17 protein-coding genes are annotated in these 14,966 nt (G+C 72.6%); 3 read left to right on the top strand and 14 right to left on the bottom strand.

Translation table 11 applies throughout. The features are described from left to right. Positions 1–30 precede the first annotated feature (30 nt). On the bottom strand, positions 31–423 hold the full coding sequence (locus ACQUQ1_RS04405; RefSeq protein WP_435063051.1) for a RidA family protein: 393 nt from the start codon (positions 421–423) through the stop codon (positions 31–33). Between the two features lie 84 nt (positions 424–507). On the opposite strand from ACQUQ1_RS04405, the gene ACQUQ1_RS04400 reads away from it, so the two are divergent. Next, positions 508–1,668 carry a DUF373 family protein gene (locus ACQUQ1_RS04400; RefSeq protein WP_435063050.1) on the top strand — a complete coding sequence of 387 codons (1,161 nt, stop codon included), beginning with the start codon at positions 508–510 and terminating at the stop codon, positions 1,666–1,668. 24 nt (positions 1,669–1,692) lie between these two features. Here ACQUQ1_RS04400 and ACQUQ1_RS04395 read toward each other — a convergent pair whose 3' ends face one another. The 11 genes from ACQUQ1_RS04395 to ACQUQ1_RS04345 form a co-directional block, all read right to left on the bottom strand. Further along, positions 1,693–1,881, bottom strand: a complete 189-nt coding sequence (locus ACQUQ1_RS04395) for a DUF7333 family protein (protein WP_435063049.1) — start codon at positions 1,879–1,881, stop codon at positions 1,693–1,695. 144 nt (positions 1,882–2,025) lie between these two features. Then, on the bottom strand, positions 2,026–2,784 hold the full coding sequence (locus ACQUQ1_RS04390) for a hypothetical protein (RefSeq protein ID WP_435063048.1): 759 nt from the start codon (positions 2,782–2,784) through the stop codon (positions 2,026–2,028). Between the two features lie 132 nt (positions 2,785–2,916). Continuing rightward, positions 2,917–3,753, bottom strand: coding sequence for an aldo/keto reductase (locus tag ACQUQ1_RS04385; RefSeq protein WP_435063047.1), 837 nt, complete (start codon positions 3,751–3,753; stop codon positions 2,917–2,919). Between the two features lie 175 nt (positions 3,754–3,928). After that, a complete protein-coding gene (locus ACQUQ1_RS04380) occupies positions 3,929–4,696 on the bottom strand; it encodes a proteasome assembly chaperone family protein (protein WP_435063046.1) in 768 nt (255 codons plus the stop codon). 240 nt (positions 4,697–4,936) lie between these two features. Beyond that, on the bottom strand, positions 4,937–5,149 hold the full coding sequence (locus ACQUQ1_RS04375) for an RNA-protein complex protein Nop10 (protein WP_435063045.1): 213 nt from the start codon (positions 5,147–5,149) through the stop codon (positions 4,937–4,939). Positions 5,150–5,165: 16 nt separating this feature from the next. After that, on the bottom strand, positions 5,166–5,966 hold the full coding sequence (locus tag ACQUQ1_RS04370; protein WP_435063044.1) for a translation initiation factor IF-2 subunit alpha: 801 nt from the start codon (positions 5,964–5,966) through the stop codon (positions 5,166–5,168). A 156-nt stretch (positions 5,967–6,122) separates the two neighbouring features. Then, positions 6,123–6,296, bottom strand: a complete 174-nt coding sequence (locus ACQUQ1_RS04365) for a 30S ribosomal protein S27e (RefSeq protein WP_435063043.1) — start codon at positions 6,294–6,296, stop codon at positions 6,123–6,125. Between the two features lie 2 nt (positions 6,297–6,298). After that, positions 6,299–6,580, bottom strand: a complete 282-nt coding sequence (locus tag ACQUQ1_RS04360) for a 50S ribosomal protein L44e (RefSeq protein WP_073306840.1) — start codon at positions 6,578–6,580, stop codon at positions 6,299–6,301. Between the two features lie 86 nt (positions 6,581–6,666). Next, the gene (locus tag ACQUQ1_RS04355; RefSeq protein ID WP_435063042.1) at positions 6,667–8,052 is read right to left on the bottom strand and encodes an ABC transporter ATP-binding protein; all 1,386 of its coding nucleotides are present in this window, start codon (positions 8,050–8,052) and stop codon (positions 6,667–6,669) included. Further along, positions 8,049–9,218, bottom strand: coding sequence for an ABC transporter ATP-binding protein (locus ACQUQ1_RS04350; RefSeq protein WP_435063041.1), 1,170 nt, complete (start codon positions 9,216–9,218; stop codon positions 8,049–8,051). Before ACQUQ1_RS04350 ends, ACQUQ1_RS04355 begins: the two co-directional genes overlap by 4 nt. Then, positions 9,215–10,462 (bottom strand): ABC transporter permease, encoded by a 1,248-nt coding sequence (locus ACQUQ1_RS04345; RefSeq protein ID WP_435063040.1) that lies wholly within the window; start codon positions 10,460–10,462, stop codon positions 9,215–9,217. The genes ACQUQ1_RS04350 and ACQUQ1_RS04345 overlap by 4 nt, the downstream gene beginning before the upstream one ends. 240 nt (positions 10,463–10,702) lie before the next feature. Between ACQUQ1_RS04345 and ACQUQ1_RS04340 the strand changes: the two genes are divergently transcribed. Beyond that, entirely contained in the window at positions 10,703–11,647 is a 945-nt protein-coding gene (locus tag ACQUQ1_RS04340; RefSeq protein ID WP_435063039.1) for an ABC transporter permease, read from the top strand. A 24-nt stretch (positions 11,648–11,671) separates the two neighbouring features. On the opposite strand, the gene ACQUQ1_RS04335 is transcribed toward ACQUQ1_RS04340, so the two are convergent. Together ACQUQ1_RS04335 and ACQUQ1_RS04330 are read right to left on the bottom strand one after the other, a co-directional pair. Then, positions 11,672–13,048: a geranylgeranyl reductase family protein gene (locus ACQUQ1_RS04335; RefSeq protein WP_435063038.1), complete on the bottom strand. Its 1,377-nt coding sequence runs from the start codon at positions 13,046–13,048 to the stop codon at positions 11,672–11,674. A gap of 50 nt (positions 13,049–13,098) precedes the next feature. Next, on the bottom strand, positions 13,099–14,241 hold the full coding sequence (locus ACQUQ1_RS04330; protein WP_435063037.1) for a DUF373 family protein: 1,143 nt from the start codon (positions 14,239–14,241) through the stop codon (positions 13,099–13,101). A gap of 215 nt (positions 14,242–14,456) precedes the next feature. Between ACQUQ1_RS04330 and ACQUQ1_RS04325 the strand changes: the two genes are divergently transcribed. Next, positions 14,457–14,921, top strand: a complete 465-nt coding sequence (locus ACQUQ1_RS04325) for a DUF6789 family protein (protein ID WP_435063036.1) — start codon at positions 14,457–14,459, stop codon at positions 14,919–14,921. The last annotated feature ends 45 nt before the right edge of the window (positions 14,922–14,966 follow it).

The raw sequence follows: 14,966 nt of genomic DNA, 5'->3' as shown, positions 1-14,966 counted from the left end.
GGGGGAGACCCGGACCGCGGGGCCGAGGTCTCACCCGTCGTTGACGACCGCGACGGCCTCGACCTCCACGAGCATGTCCGGGTCGATCAGGCGCGACACCTCGACCATCGTGGTCGCCGGGCGGACCTCCCCGAACGCCTCCCCGTGGGCGCGACCGACCGCCTCCCAGCGGTCGATGTCGGTCACGTAGAGGCGCGTCCGCACCACGTCCGAGAGCGTCGCGTCGGCCCCCGAGAGGCCGGCCTCGACGTTCTCGATCGCCCGCCTCGTCTGTTCGTAGGCGTCGTCCGGCGCGATCACCGCGCCGTCGTCGCCGGTCGCGGTCGTGCCCGACACCTCCACCCGGTCGCCGACGCGGACCGCCCGCGAGTAGCCGACCGTCCGTTCCCACTCGGTGTCCGAGGGGACGCGGCGTCGCTCCATGGGTCGACCTCGCGCGACGGCGACAAGTACGCCCCGCTTCCGTACGGGGTGGCCTTTTTGACCCGGGGGTACCTCGCATTGCACGTGACGACGCTGGTCCTCTGTGTGGACCGCTCGAACGACGTCGGCCGAAAGGCCGGCGTCGACACCCCGGTGCTGGGGTGGGAGGCGGTCCGCTCGCTCGTGACGGATCTCGGCCTCGCCGACCCCGAGGACGCCGGCGTCAACTGCCTGCTGGAGTCGCTGCGCGTCGCCCGCGACCTCTCCGACGAGGGCGAGGAGGCGGTGGTCGCGGTCGTCTCGGGCGCGGGCGACTCGGCGGTGCGCGCCGACCGCGCGCTCGCGCGCCAGCTCGACGACGTCCTCGCGACGCGGGAGTTCGACTCGGCGGTCGTCGTCATCGACTCCGCCTCCGACGAGCGGGCCGTCCCCATGGTCGAGTCCCGGCTCCCGGTGGACGCGGTCGACCGCGTGGTCGTCCGGCAGGCGCGCGACATCGAGTCCACCTACTACCTGCTCAAGCAGTTCATGGCCGACGAGGAGCTCCGCGAGACGGTGCTCGTGCCGATCGGGATCGGCCTGCTCATCCTCCCGGTCCTGCTGGTGTACTTCTCGCCGGCCATCGCCGTCGCGGGCGTCGCGACCCTGCTGGGCGCGGCGCTGCTGTACTACGGGCTCGGGATCGACGAGTTCGTCGAGTCGCTGCCCGAGCGCGCCCGCGAGGCGCTGTACTCCGGGCAGGTGTCGGTCGTGACGTACGTCGCGGCCCTCGGACTGTCCGTCGTGGGGGTGTTCCTGGGCGTCCTCTCGGCGTCCCCGGTCGACGGCGGGGAGTTCGTCGCGGCGATGCGGTTCGCCTACGCCGCGGTCCCGTGGCTCGCGCTGGCGGCGCTGACCGCCTCGTTCGGCCGCCTGCTGGACGAGCTCATCCGCGACGAGGGGGTGCGCAGCCCGTACCTCAACCTCCCGTTCGGCGTCCTCGCGGTCGGGCTGTTGTTCCGCGGTTTCGCCGGCTACTTCCTCGAACGGGAGGCCGGCCGGGAGCCGCTGTCGGTGCTCGGGCACACGCTCGCGCCGACCGAGCGGCTCGCGGTGTTCATCGTCGGCGGCATCGCCCTCGCGCTCGTGGGCGTCCGCGTCGCCGCCAGCGTCTCCGACGAGACCCTCGACGACGTGATAGACGAGACGGGGTCCGGTTCGGGCTCGCCGGGCGACCCGGGCCGCGGCGACGGCGGTCCCCGGTAGCCCGGGCGGGCCGGCTCCGCGCCGTCAGCACCCGGTCGCGCGGTACTCCCCGTGTTCGATACCGAGCACCAGCGACGCGACGCCGAAGACCGCGAGGCCGACGCCGATACCGGCGCTCAGCGCCGTCGGCATCGGGCTGGAGACGGTTCCGCCGATCAGGACGAGCAGCATGACTGTGAACAGGAGGCTCGTGTTCGGATGGTCGAAACGCATCGTGGGCGCTAGGTGCCGAACGCGAGTAAGCGTTGCCGCCGCGGATCGCGGCCTCGGGGGAGCCCGGCGGGACCGGTCGTCGCCGCGGCCGGCGGGGAGCGGGCGTCCGCCGCGGCCGTCGACCGGCTGACGCGGGAGCGGTCCTCAGAAGCGCGCGCCGGAGGCGCGGTCGCGTTCGGGGCGGACCACGTCAGCGAGCGCGACGAGCACGCCGAACAGCCAGCCGACGGGCACGGAGATGCCGATCCACATGAGCACGTAGGCGGTCCCCCGGAGGTCGAAGCGCGCGCGGATGAGGTCGTTGAGCCCGCCGACCGCCAGCGGACCGTCGAGGATCCACACCGCGAGCGTGGTGGTCCCGGGGAAGACCACCTCCGCCAGCGCCGGCGAGTACAGCGCCGCGACCACCGGCGGGAGCAGGAACGCCGTCACCGCCGCCGGGTAGGCGACGAGGACGCTCGTCCCGCGTCCGCCCGCGCGGGAGGCGCCGACCGCGACCGCCGCCGCGACGGTCGCCACCGCCCCGGCGGCGCCGACGGCGATCAGGCCGCCGGTCGAGAACTCCCTGACCCACGCGGCGACGGTGAGCAGCCCCCACGCCAGAATCGACACCAGGACGACGCCGACGACGCCCAGCCGCGTCGCCGCCGAGTCGACCCGGCGCGCGTAGAACCGTGCGGCGAACCCGCACAGCAGGAGCGGGTAGCCGACCGCGACCAGCGGGACGCCGATCGCGGCCCAGAGGGAGTACGCGACCCGCTGGGGCGTCGTCTCCGGCGTCCACTTCCCGACGACCCTGCCGGGGTCGAGCTGCCGGGGGAACGCCAGCTCCATCCACGTGGCGTGGAGTCTCGCGACGTCGATCCGGACGGCGTCCACCAGCCCCGTGGAGCGTCGTTCCATCGGGGAAGCGATCCGGGGGGCGCCGATTGAAGGTTTCGCTCGCGCGCGCTACCCCTCAGCCGGCCGACCCGACACGGCGGCGCGCGGCCGGCCGCGTTCGCGGGGAGCGGCCGAGGCGGTTCAGTACCGGGGTCAGTTCCAGGGGGCGAACCCGGGGTCGACGCGGCGCTCCCGGCGGTCGATGGCGTCGATCGTCGCCACGTCCTCGTCGTCCAGCTCCAGCGCGAGCGACTCCCAGTTGTCGCGGATGTGGGCCTCGCTCGTCGCCTTCGGGATCGCGGTGACGCCCTTCTCGCGGAGCCACGCGAGGCTCACCTGCGCCTCGCTGACGCCGTGCTTCTCGGCGATCTCGGTCAGCTCCGGGACATCGAACACCTTCCCGCGCGCCAGCGGCGAGTACGCGACCACCTCCACGTCGTGGTCGGCGCAGGCCTCCCGGAGCTCCTCCTGCTGGAGGAGGGGGTGCAGTTCCACCTGGTTGGCGAACACCGGCGCGTCGCTTAGCTCGACGGCCTCGGCCACCTGCTCGGGCTCGAAGTTGGAGATCCCGATCCGGTCGATGAGGCCCTCGTCGTACAGTTCGTTGAACGCCGAGAGCGTCGCCTCGGGGTCGTACTCGCGGGCCGGCCAGTGGACGTACATGAGGTCGACGGAGTCGACGCCGAGGCGGTCGAGGCTCGCCTCGGTCGTCGCGCGCACGTCCTCGGGCGCGAGGTTGTCGATCCACACCTTCGTCGCCAGGAACACCTCCTCGCGGTCCACGTCGGCGCGGGCGATGCCGTCGCCGACCTCCGCCTCGTTGCCGTAGATCTGGGCGGTGTCGACGTGGCGATATCCCGTCTCCAGGGCCGTCGCGACAGCCTCGCGACACTCCTCGGGGTCGGTGTTCTCCCAGGTTCCGAGGCCGAGCATCGGCATCCCGCTTGCCGTCGGTGCGTCCGCCGCAACGAGCGACTGCTGGTCCGTCATCGGACGATCGGAGGCGCCTCGCGCGAAAAGGCGTTGTGGCAGGCGCGGTCGGTTCCGGTTTGTGGGACGCTAGCAGCCCCCACGTCGCGTCCGGCGTCGCCCGCGACCCGGGCGAGTCCGCGGTTCGACCGGGTCCCGGGTTCGGGTGAATTCCCGGTTCGGTCGGGGCCGCGGCTCAGCCGATGTAGCGGAGCTCGTCCTCGCTGGGCATGCCGCCCCCGCCGCCGCCCTGCATCTCCTGGATCTTGCCGACGACCTCCTCCATCTCCTCGGCGCGCTCCTCCAGCTCCGAGAAGTCGACCTCGACGTCGAGCAGGTCCTGCAGCACCTCGAGGACGGCCTGCGCGCTCTTGGGGTCGACGAGGTAGCCGGAGGTCTCGCCCATCAGACACGCCGCCGGGAGGCCGCGCCGACGGCCGAGGCCGAGCACGAGTCCCGAGACGCCGACGATGCCGCCGGCGGGCTCGTCCTCCCGGAACTCGACGCCGGCCTCCTCGAACGCCTCGCGGTCGGCGCCGTCGGTGAGCGCGCCCAGCACGTCGTACTCGTCGTCCTCGATCAGCTCGCCGGTGGGGACGCCCCCGAGCGCGAACGCGCGCTCGCAGCCGAACTCCTCGGCGACGTCGAGGAACGCGCTCGTGAGGCTGTAGTGGCCCTCGTTGCTGGCGGCCTGGTGGTCGCCGGTGAGCACGAGCAGGTCCTGCCCGTCGGCGGCGACGTGGTGGAACTTCGCGTGGGTGAGTTCGGCCAGCCCCTCGTCGTCGACGGTCACCTGCGGCGGGAAGTCAGTCGTGTACACGCGCCGGACGAGGTCGCCGTCGAACTCCTCGACGAGGTGTTCCGCGACGAGCTTGCCGACGTGTCCGACGCCGGGGAGCCCCTCGATGAACACGGGATCCTCGAGCTCGGGGTCGGCGACGACCTCGATGTCGATGTGGTCCATACCCAGTCGAACGGGGCGGACGTGGTAAAGGCGCGTCGGCTCGCCCCGTTCGATCCGGGGTCCCGCGTTCCGCTCCTGCTGGAGACGGAGCCGTGCGTTCCCGCGACCGCGACGACGACCGCGGAAGCCCCCGCACCTTCCAGTCTCACCCGTGGTTCGGACGGGCGTCATCGCCCGCGTCTGCACCGTGTGTACGCCGGCGGCTGATCGGAGTCGGACTCAGCGGAAAACGAGTGTTCGTTACTCGTCGTTCGCGTCGGCGGATTCCCCGTCGTCGCGGCCCCGGACCCGAGCGCGCCGCCGGTACTCCCCGTACGGGTCCTCGGGGTTGAACGGCGCGGGCGCGGAGTTGACCGCGTCGGCGCCGCACTCCGGGCACTCGTCGCCGAGGGTGTACACCGGTCGCTCGTGGGCCGCCTCCCACGCCGAACACACCCGGATGTCGGACTTCACGGCCGTCGGGGGTGCTCTACTCGTCCTCGCTCTCGCGCTCGCGGTGGAAGCGGCCGGTGCCGCCCCGCGCCTCGATGGCCTCGCGGGCGCGCTCGGCCGACGCCTCCAGTTCGGTCTCGGCGGTCTTGTAGTCGGGGGCGCGGACGCGGATGCGGTACTCCGGGGAGCCGACGTAGGACACCTCGAGTTCGATCTCGTCGGGGACCTCGCCGTTCCCCTCGGCGGCCGTCAGCGCCGCGCGCACGTCGTCGACGCCGTCGTGGCCCGGCGACTCCAGGTCGACGTAGCCCGTCACGTTCACGTACGGCACCGAGACGTTCTCGCGGGCCGTCTCCACGATGGCCTCGACCTCCTCGTCGGAGAGGTCGGTGTCCTCCAGCGCCTCCGCGCCGTGGATGGCGGCGGCCTCGAAGCCGTCGTACATCGAGCCGAACTCTGCGTACAGCGCCTGCGCGACCTCCGTGTACGTCTCGTCGTCGACGTCCTCGCCGAAGGCGATGCTCATCCAGTTGTCGGCCTTGCGCTCGTTCTTCCACTCCTGGATCTTCTCGGAGCGCTGGTGGTCGTTGACGTCCTTGATCGACAGGTCGATCTGCTGGCTCGACCTGTCCACGTCCAGCACCTTCGCGACGACGCGGTCGCCGACGTTCACGTGGTCGCGGATGTTCTTGATCCACCCGGAGGCGACCTCCGAGACGTGACACAGCCCCCGCTTGTCCTCGTACTCGTCGAGGTCGACGAACACGCCGAAGTCGGCGATCTCGTCGACCTCGCCCACGACGAGTTCGCCCTTCTCGGGCCAGCCGGTGAATTTCATACCCGTTGGTTTCGGACCGAGGCTAATACCGTTTGTCAATCGGTCGGGGAGGGCGGGCCCGGGACGCGGGGTCGGGACGTCGAACGTGGCCGGGGCGAACGCCTGACGGCGGCACCGCTGGTCGGGCGGGCGGGTCGAGAGAGAAGTCGGGGCCGGTTACCGCGCTTCGACGGTCTCGACCACGTCGCCGGCGAACGCGGCGTCGCCGCCGGTGGGACGCGACAGCGTCGTGCCGCAGACGGCGCAGTTGACCTCGGTGGAGGCGCGGCCGAAGACGACCTGCTCGTTCTCGCAGTCGGGACAGCGGACGCGGAAGAAGCTCCCCGCCATGCTTACTCCTGGAAGGTGAGCCGACCCGCGCGCCATCCCTCGCGCATGTGGGCCTTGCCGCAGTCGCCGCAGCGGTACTTGAGGTGGGTCTTCTTGGTGGGCTTGTCGCCGCCGGGCACCTTCGAGAACTTGCCGGCGTTCCCGATGACGGACGTGCCGCGGGCCTGCTGGCGGTCGGTCCACTTCATGCCGGTCTGGCGGCCGGTTCGGACCTTCTCGACCTCGTGTTCGTGGTGGGCGTTGCAGTGCGGACAGTACGTGTTCATCCGGCGTGGCATCTCCATAACGGGATCTCCTCTTACCACCCGATTCTGTGCCGGCGCTTAAAACCCATACGGTCCTGCGGCGCCGCCGGCCCTCCCGCGGACGGTCACGGATCCGGCGGCTCCGGGTCGCGACCGCCCTCCCCGGACTGCTCCCGGTGGAGGTGACACGCGGCCGTGCGCCCCGCCCCCGTGGGGTACCGCTCGGGCCGCTCGCGCTCGCACACCGACGAGAACGCGTCCCTGAGGGCCTCCGCGGCCGCCCCGGTCCGCCCGGCGACCGCCGTCTCGACGGCCGCCGCGAGCGTCGCCTCCGCCGACTCGTCCCCGAGCGGCTCCGCGAGCCCGTACTCCTCGCGGAGCGCCCCGGCCAGCGCCGCCCCGTCGAGGTCGTCGGGCGAGGCGTCCCGCCCGGCCGCCGCCAGTTCGCGGAGCCCGTCGGGGTCGGCCTCGCCGGCGGCGAGCGCGCGCCGGAGGTCGAGGACGGCCCGGTACTCGTCGCTCGTCAGGTCGGTCTCCGCCGGCGGGATGACCGACGGACACCGCGGGTGGAAGCGACAGCCGTCGGGGAGCTCCGCCGGGTCCGGCACGTCGCCGGACAGCGGGCTGCGCGCCCGGCCCGCGTGCGGGTCCGGCGTCGGCACCGCCGCCACGAGCGCCTCCGTGTACGGGTGGTGCGGATCCGACAGCACCGCCCCGGTCGCGCCGCGCTCGACCACCTCGCCGGCGTACATCACGGCCACCCGGTCGCACACCTCCCGGACGACGCTCACGTCGTGGGAGATGAACAACAGCGAGAGGTCGAACGCCTCCCGGAGCTCCGACAGCAACGCGAGGATCTCCGCCTGCACGCTCACGTCCAGCCCGGAGACGGGCTCGTCGAGGACGACGAACTCGGGGTCGGTCGAGAGCGCCCGGGCGATGCCGACCCGCTGTTTCTGCCCCCCGGAGAGCTCGTGGGGGTAGCGGTCGAGCGTGCCGGCGTCGAGACCGACCCGCTCGAACAGGTCGCCGACGATCGCCCGTCGCCGGCGACGGTCGTCCACGCCGTGGACCGCCAGCGGCTCGGCGGCCGACTCCCCGGCGGTCATCCGGGGGTCGAGGCTCCCGTTCGGGTCCTGAAACACCGTCGCGGTCCGCCGACGGAACCGCGCGAGCGCCTCGCCCGAACGGCCCGCCACCGGGTCGCCGTCGAACCGGACGGTCCCGCCGGTCGGCTCCTCGAGGCCGAGGAGGCAGGCGGCCGCCGTCGACTTCCCGCACCCGGACTCGCCGATGAGCCCGACCGCCTCCCCGCGCCGGACAGCGAGGTCGACCCCGTCGACCGCGCGGACGGCGCCGACGCGTCCGGCGAACAGTCCCTCGGTGATCGGGTAGTGCTTCTCCAGCCCCTCGGCCGCCACCAGCGGGTTGTCCGCCCCACCGTCGGGGTCCCGTTCGCGGTCCGCGTCCCGCCGGGCGTCCGCGCCCGCGTCGGCGTCGGCGTCGCTCATCGGTCCCCTCCCCCGCGGGCGCGCCCGCCGCCGGCCGGCGGATCGTCGTCGTCGCCTCCCGGCGAGTCGCCCCCGTCGCTCGCCGCCGACCCCTCGCCGTCCCCCGACGTGTCGGTCCCCGGCTCGACCGGGTCGCCGTCGAGCACGCCCGGGTCGCGGCTCCCGTCGTAGAAGACGCACGAGACCGCCCGGCCGCGCTCGACGCCGTGGACCGGAGGCTGGTCGCCCGTCCGACACGGCTCGATCGCGTGGTCGCACCGCGGGTGGAACCGACAGCCTGCGGGCGGGTCGACCGGGTCCGGCGGGCTCCCGCCGATCGGCTCGGTCCGGTCGCCGCGCCCGGGAAGACACTCCAGCAGGGCGCGGGTGTACGGGTGGGCGGGGCGGTCGAACACGTCGGTCACCGACCCCCGCTCCATCACCTTCCCCCCGTACATGACGACGACGCGGTCGGCGATGCCGGCGACGACGCCGAGGTCGTGCGTCACGAACAGGAGCGAGAGGTCGCGCTCGGCCTGCAGGTCCGCGATCAGATCCAGGATCTGCGCCTGGATCGTCACGTCGAGGGCGGTCGTCGGCTCGTCGGCGACGAGGAGGTCGGGGTCGTTCGCGAGCGCGAGCGCGAGGACGACCCGCTGTTTCATGCCGCCGGAGAACCGGTGGGGGTGGTCGTGCGCCCGTGTCGGCGCGTCGGGGATGCCGACGCGGTCGAGCAGGTCGACGGCCCGCTCGCGAGCCTCGCGCGCGCCGCAGTCGTTGTGGTACCGGACCGCCTCGGCCACCTGCTCGCCCACGGCGTACACCGGGTCCAGCGCGTTCCCCGGGTTCTGGAACACGTAGGACACCCGCGCCCCGCGGATCGCCTCCAGCTCCGACTCGGACGCCTTCAGGAGGTCGCGGTCGTCCAGTCGGACCTCCCCGCCGACGTACTCGCCGGGCGGGTCGGGAACGAGCCGGGCGATCGACTCGCAGGTCACGGTCTTGCCGGATCCCGACTCGCCGACCAGACAGACCGTCTCCCCGGGGTAGGCGTCGAACGAGACGCCGTCGACCGCGCGGACCGTCCCCCGGTCGGTCCGGAAGTGCGTCCGGAGGTCCCGAACCGACAGGAGCGGGTCCCCCCCGTCGTTGCGGGGCGTCGGCCCGTCGCGGCGCTCTCGGCTCATCGGTCCGCCTCCGTCCGCGGGTCGAGCACGTCCCGGAGCGCGTCGCCGAGGGCGCCGAAGGCGACGACGGTGCACACGAGCGCCAGCGCGGGAACCGCCTCGGTCCACCAGACGGTCGGGTCGAACCCGTCGATGGTGACGGTGCCGGCGCCGAGGACGTTCGCCCCGGAGATGAGGTTCCCCCAGGAGGTCTCGGTCGGGGAGCTGAGCTGGAGGAACGCCAGCGTCACCTCGACGAGGATCACCGTGGGCATCAGCAGCGAGACGCCGGTGACGACCGTGTTCGACACGTTCGGGAGGAGGTGCCGCCGGATCGTCGGCAGCGACCCGCTTCCGGCGTCCTCGGCCGCCAGCACGTAGCCGAGTTCCGCCTTCGAGAGCGCGTCGCTGCGAACGAGCCGCGCGAGCGACCCCCAGTCGAGCAGGCCGAACACGACCACGAGCAGCACGAACCCCCGGCCGACGAACACCTGGAGGAACAGGTAGACGAAGAACGGCGGCACCACCAGCTGGAGGTCGACGTAGCGCATCAACAGCGCGTCGACGCGGCCGCCGGCGAACGCCGCCGTCACGCCGACGGCGATCCCGATCGGCGCCGAGAGCACGGCGACGACGGTCGCCACCTGCATCGCCGACTGGGCCCCCTCCACGGTCACCACGAGGACGTCCCGCAGTCCCTCGGTCGTGCCCAGCGGGTGCGCGAGCGACCCGTGACACATCCCGTCGACGACCTCGCCGACGCAGATGCCGTTCGTCACGCTCGTCGACACGGCGAACCCGAGGGGCGGCTGAAGCGGGGCGACGCCGCGGGGCCCCTGCGCGGCGGTGACCCCGGTGAACTCGCGGAGGAGGTCGAGCGCGAACGGGCCGGCGATCCCGACCGCGTAGAAGACGCACACGCCCGCGAGCCCGAGGACGGCGCGGCGGCTCCGTCTGACCCGGCGCCAGTAGTACCGCGCGAGCCTCCGGTCGGCCGCGAGGGGGTACAGGAGGTACCACCAGACGGCGAGCACGGACGCGAGGAACAGCCAGTCGATCCCGGTCACGTCCCAGCCGGGGAGACCCGCCCCCGCCATCTCCGGGACGAGGCGCTCGTCGTCCGGCACGGCGACGTAGTCGTACGCGAACGCGGCCCCGAGGGCGAGGGCGGACGCGACGACGCCGGCGGCCCGCCGCGACGGCCGCCGTCCGGCCCCCGTCCGCTCCGCCCAGTCGACCTCCTCGAACGAGTCGGGCGGACTCACGGTGACCCTCCGGCCGCGGCCGGGGTCGAGTCAGTGGGTCGCATCGCTCGATCCGTCGAACCGGCGACTGGGTGAAAGACGTTGCCATGGCTGAGACGGCCGTTTCAGCCACGGTACCTTCTTGCGACGGGTGGTCGATGGGGGACGTATGCGGACGAGACGGACGCGCCGCCCGGCCGACGCGACCGGACGGCCCCTGCCCCCGGCGACGACGCCGACGCGGGCCCGCGGGGTGGGGCGGTGAACGTCGGCCGGTTCCTCGCGCGTCGGGTCGCCTGGACGGTCGTCGCCGCCTACCTCGTGCTCACGGGGGCGTTCCTCCTGTTCGCGTTCACGCCGGACCCCGACCAGGTGCTCGTCCAGTTCTTCGCCGGCGAGCGCGCGGCCGACGCGTACGCCGCGGCCCGTAACTACGACCGACCCCTCCTCGATCGGTACCGCACGTGGCTCGTCGGCTACGCGACCCTGGACCTCGGCACGACCGTCGACGGCCGGCGGGTCACCGCGGTCCTCCGGGAGGCGGCGCCGGTCACGCTCGTCTACCTCGTTCCGGGGCTGCTCCTCGGGAACGTGCTCGGGGTGCTCGTCGGCCACCTCGCCGCGATGCGCGGGCGCGTCGCCGACGCCCTCGGCTCGGCGGTGTCCTACGTCGGGTTCGGGATCCCCGCGTTCTTCCTCGGGGAGATCGCCGTCGTCGTGTTCATCCGGGAGCTGTCGTGGTACCGCACGTACTACGACCCCCGGTTCGGCCTGTGGAGCGCCGACAACCTCGTCACGCTCACGCTGCCGGCGCTCGTCGTCGCGCTGAACGTGTTCGCCGTCCAGCTCCGGTACGCCCGCGCGGAGACGCTGGAGTTCGCCTCCGCGGACTTCGTGAAGACGCTGCGGGCCGCCGGCGCCGGGTTCCGCGACCGCTCGCGCCACGTCCTCCGGAACGCGTCGCTGCCGCTGGTGTCGCTGTTCTTCACCGAGACGCTCACGGTGCTGTTCGTCACCGTCTACGTCGTCGAACTGGTCTTCCGGGTCCCGGGGCTCGGGGAACTCGCGTTCCGCGCGCTCACGAACCGCGACTTCGGACTGATCCTCGCGACCACCCTGATCCCCGTGTTCGTCGGGCTCGTGGGGAACCTCGTACAGGACGTGCTGTACGCGGTGTTGGACCCGCGCGTCGGCGACGAGGAGTGACGGGGGTCGCGTCGGCGGGCCGCGTCAGTACTTCGGGTCCGCGCCCGACACCGCGTACAGGTCGTCCATCAGGGAGTCGCGCGTCTCGAGCCACGTCTCGAACCCGCTCGGCCGCTCGGGGTAGGCGTCGTAGTGGTCCTTCAGTTCCCCCGCGATGTTTCGGACCTTGTACAGCTCCCACAGCGTGTCCCAGTGGCCGTACGTCTCCAGCAGCGTCTTGAGCTTCAGGCGCAGCCCCATCGAGGTCTCGCCCTTCGTCATCGCGTCGACGAGCTGCTGGCCCGGCAGCGCGGTGACGATGTCGGTGAGCTCGTCGACGGTGTGGGCGGTGCCCCAGATGTTGTACACGTCCATCGCGGCGAAGCGCTTCCCGAAGTCGGTCATCACGTCGTGGTTGTAGCGCCAGAGGCGGTCCTCGACGGCGTCGCCCTCGACGACGGCGTCGACGGCGCGCTCGACCGCCCAGTGGGCCGACTTCGCGGCGCCGGGGATGCCGCCGCCGGTGGTGGGGTTGACGTGGCCGGCGGCGTCGCCGACGGCGACGAAGCCGTCCGCGACCGCCGAGTCGTACGGCCGGCGGGTGGGCAGCGCCGCCCCGAGCTTGTCCTTCACGGTCGCGCCCTCGAACTCCGGGCGGCGGCTCATGTCGCGCTTGAGCACCTCCACGAGCTTCATCGGCGGCTCGGTCATCTGGAAGCCGAGCCCGGCGTTGATCTCCGTGCCGCTGCGCGGGAAGTACCAGAGGTACCCCAGCTCCTCGGTCGGCTTGAACACGATGGCGTCCTCGTAGTCGACCGGCTCGGGCACCTCGACGACCTCGCGGTACGCCGAACAGAACTGCGAGTACGAGACGTTCGTGTCGAAGCTGGCGTCCGCGAAGTCGCCCTTGTCCTGCAGGATCGAGAGCGCCCCGGCCGCGTCGACCGTCAGCTCGGCCTCGTAGGTCACCGCGTCGCCGTCCCGCTTGGCGCGCACGCCGGTGACCCGCCCGTCGTCGTCCTGCACCACGTCCTGGACGACGGTGTCGAAGTGGAACGCCGCGCCGGCGCGGGTCGCCTCCTCGATGATCACCTCGCCGTAGCGCTTGCGGTCGATGACCGCCCCGGAGTCGCCGAACGGCACGTCGATGTCCTCGCCCGTCTTCGGGTTCTCGAACACCGCGCGCCGGATCTGCTGGTTCGTGAACGACTCCTCGCGGAGGTAGTCGAGGTCGATGACGTCCGGGAACGTCGACTTCCCCTTGATCGCGTCGCCGCAGGCGATGTGGCCCGCCTCCTCCTCGGGCTTGCGCTCGAGGACGACGACGTCGAGGCCCTCGCCCGCGGCGGTCGCCGCCGCGAACGCCCCCGCCGTCCCGGCGCCGACGACGACGATATCGTACGAGTCCGATGCCGCAGTCATAGCCTCACCTTCCCAATCGGCCCCCAAAAAAGGCGCGTATCCCGCCGGGCTCACACCGCGCCCGCCTCGCCGTCGCCGCCCCGCGAGAAGCGCGACTCCGCGACCGCGAACGTCAGCGTCGACAGCACCCCGAGCAGCGTCCCCGCGGTGAGCGTCAGCGCCAGCCGCGTCAGCGACAGCGGCGCCAGCCCGACGGCCGGCACCCGCGGGAGGAAGTACCCCGAGAGCCCGTACAGCACGACCGCGATGGCGACGACGTAGAAGGGCGCGTTCAGGTAGCGCCAGCGGAACCGGTCGGCGAGGTACTCGTCGGTCACCTGCCCCAGCGAGGAGGTGATCCCCGCGGCTCCGGCCCACTGGACGGCGGCGTGGACGAACACCGCGAGCGACTGGCCCGCGGCGACCGACGACGCGCCCTCGGCCGACCGGACCGCAGACAGCGTCTCGACGCCCTGCACGCCGCCGACGACGAGCAACACGAGCGCGACGAGGTACGTGACGACCGTCACCCGGCCGGCGTACAGGCTGGTGCGCACCCGCTCGGCGACGCCGTCGACGGTCTCCTCCAGCCCGAGCCCCCGCCACAGCGAGTACAGCCCCAGCAGCGTGGATATGCCGCCGATCACCACCGCGCCGGGCAGGTCGAGCATCCCCGCGATGATCGAGAACGGATACACCAGCAGCAGAACCCCCAGGGGGATGAGGATCGTCCCCCGCGTCTCCGGGTCCGACAGCACCTGCTTCATCGTGTAGTAGATCGACTCGAGGTCCTGCGCCTGCCGGACGACGACCCGCCGGACGCCGTCGAGGGGGACGCGCGAGCGGATCACCGGGAGCACCGACTCGTCCTGTGCGCCGTCGGTGATGACGATCGCGCGGACCTCCTCGCCCGTGGACAGCGCCGCTAGCACCGTGTCGATCTCCTCGCCCACCGCGCGGTTCGCCTTCACGTCGCCCTCGTCGACGCCGGTGACGGCCGCGACCTCGACCTCCTCGTCGACGGTCGGATCCGTCCGGAGTTCCTCGTAGGCGTTGATCGCCTGGAACAGCACGTTCACGTCCGAGTCCTCCGGGTCGGCCGTCGCCAGCTTCACCGCCGCGGCCTCGACCTCGTCCCGGCCGATGACCGGCGTTCGGACGCCGGTCTTGCGGCCGAGGTCGTCGTCGAGGTCCACGGGGAGGACGAGGATCATTGCCGTACGGCGGGTTGTCCCTCCGAGTATATCTGCCTTCGGGGGAGAACGCGGGACATCGGCCGGCAGTACGTAGCCGCCGCCACCCGGGGCGACGCCCCTACCCGACGCCCGCGGAGGAGCGGCGACGGCACCTACTGGGTGGCTCCGGTCGCTTCTACGTTTCGCCTCGGGTCGCCGGTGGGGTTTTGGGCTCCCGCCGAGCACCCCGGGACATGAACAAGCCGCTGAGCGCCGTGATCGGCGGGGCGACCGGGACTGCCGTCCTCACGGTCGCGCTGCTCGTCATCGAGGTGGAGACCCGCTCGCGGATCGGCCTGTTCGAGGTGGTCGCCCGCTTCGTCGGCGTCGGCGACAACGTCGCGCTCGGGTTCGTCCTGTTCGTCCTCGCGGGGACGGTCGCGTGGCCGCTCGTGTTCGTCGGCCTCGAGGCGTACCTGCCGATGGGCCCCGACCCGGCCCTCCGCGGCGCCGGCTTCGCGCTCCCGCTGTGGGTCGCGTTCGTCCTCCTCGGCCGCGGCGACCTCTCGGGCGCCATCCTCATCGTCTTCGGCGTGCTCACCCTGTTCGCGCACGTCGCCTACGGCTTCACCCTCGGGTCGGTGTACGGCCGGCTCTCGGGCGAGACCGCGGCCCGACGGCCGGGCTATCCGGACGCGGTCGACGACACGGAGCGGTGAGAACCCGCCCGCACCCATAAGTCGGTCCGTGTCCTGTGGTGACGT

Origin of the sequence: Halobaculum sp. EA56 (assembly GCF_051195075.1) — an archaeon.
In the GTDB taxonomy this organism is placed as follows: domain Archaea; phylum Halobacteriota; class Halobacteria; order Halobacteriales; family Haloferacaceae; genus Halobaculum.
The sequence above is the reverse complement of the archived record's forward strand: the minus strand, read 5'-3'. Positions and strand labels throughout refer to the sequence as shown.

Coding starts and splice junctions, on each gene's coding strand:
- ACQUQ1_RS04395 (WP_435063049.1), bottom strand. CDS start 1,881: ATGCGTTTCGACCATCCGAACACGAGCCTCCTGTTCACAGTCATGCTG.
- ACQUQ1_RS04335 (WP_435063038.1), bottom strand. CDS start 13,048: ATGACTGCGGCATCGGACTCGTACGATATCGTCGTCGTCGGCGCCGGG.
- ACQUQ1_RS04370 (WP_435063044.1), bottom strand. CDS start 5,966: ATGAAATTCACCGGCTGGCCCGAGAAGGGCGAACTCGTCGTGGGCGAG.
- ACQUQ1_RS04330 (WP_435063037.1), bottom strand. CDS start 14,241: ATGATCCTCGTCCTCCCCGTGGACCTCGACGACGACCTCGGCCGCAAG.
- ACQUQ1_RS04380 (WP_435063046.1), bottom strand. CDS start 4,696: ATGGACCACATCGACATCGAGGTCGTCGCCGACCCCGAGCTCGAGGAT.
- ACQUQ1_RS04390 (WP_435063048.1), bottom strand. CDS start 2,784: ATGGAACGACGCTCCACGGGGCTGGTGGACGCCGTCCGGATCGACGTC.
- ACQUQ1_RS04365 (WP_435063043.1), bottom strand. CDS start 6,296: ATGGCGGGGAGCTTCTTCCGCGTCCGCTGTCCCGACTGCGAGAACGAG.
- ACQUQ1_RS04325 (WP_435063036.1), top strand. CDS start 14,457: ATGAACAAGCCGCTGAGCGCCGTGATCGGCGGGGCGACCGGGACTGCC.
- ACQUQ1_RS04355 (WP_435063042.1), bottom strand. CDS start 8,052: ATGAGCGACGCCGACGCCGACGCGGGCGCGGACGCCCGGCGGGACGCG.
- ACQUQ1_RS04360 (WP_073306840.1), bottom strand. CDS start 6,580: ATGGAGATGCCACGCCGGATGAACACGTACTGTCCGCACTGCAACGCC.
- ACQUQ1_RS04350 (WP_435063041.1), bottom strand. CDS start 9,218: ATGAGCCGAGAGCGCCGCGACGGGCCGACGCCCCGCAACGACGGGGGG.
- ACQUQ1_RS04385 (WP_435063047.1), bottom strand. CDS start 3,753: ATGACGGACCAGCAGTCGCTCGTTGCGGCGGACGCACCGACGGCAAGC.
- ACQUQ1_RS04405 (WP_435063051.1), bottom strand. CDS start 423: ATGGAGCGACGCCGCGTCCCCTCGGACACCGAGTGGGAACGGACGGTC.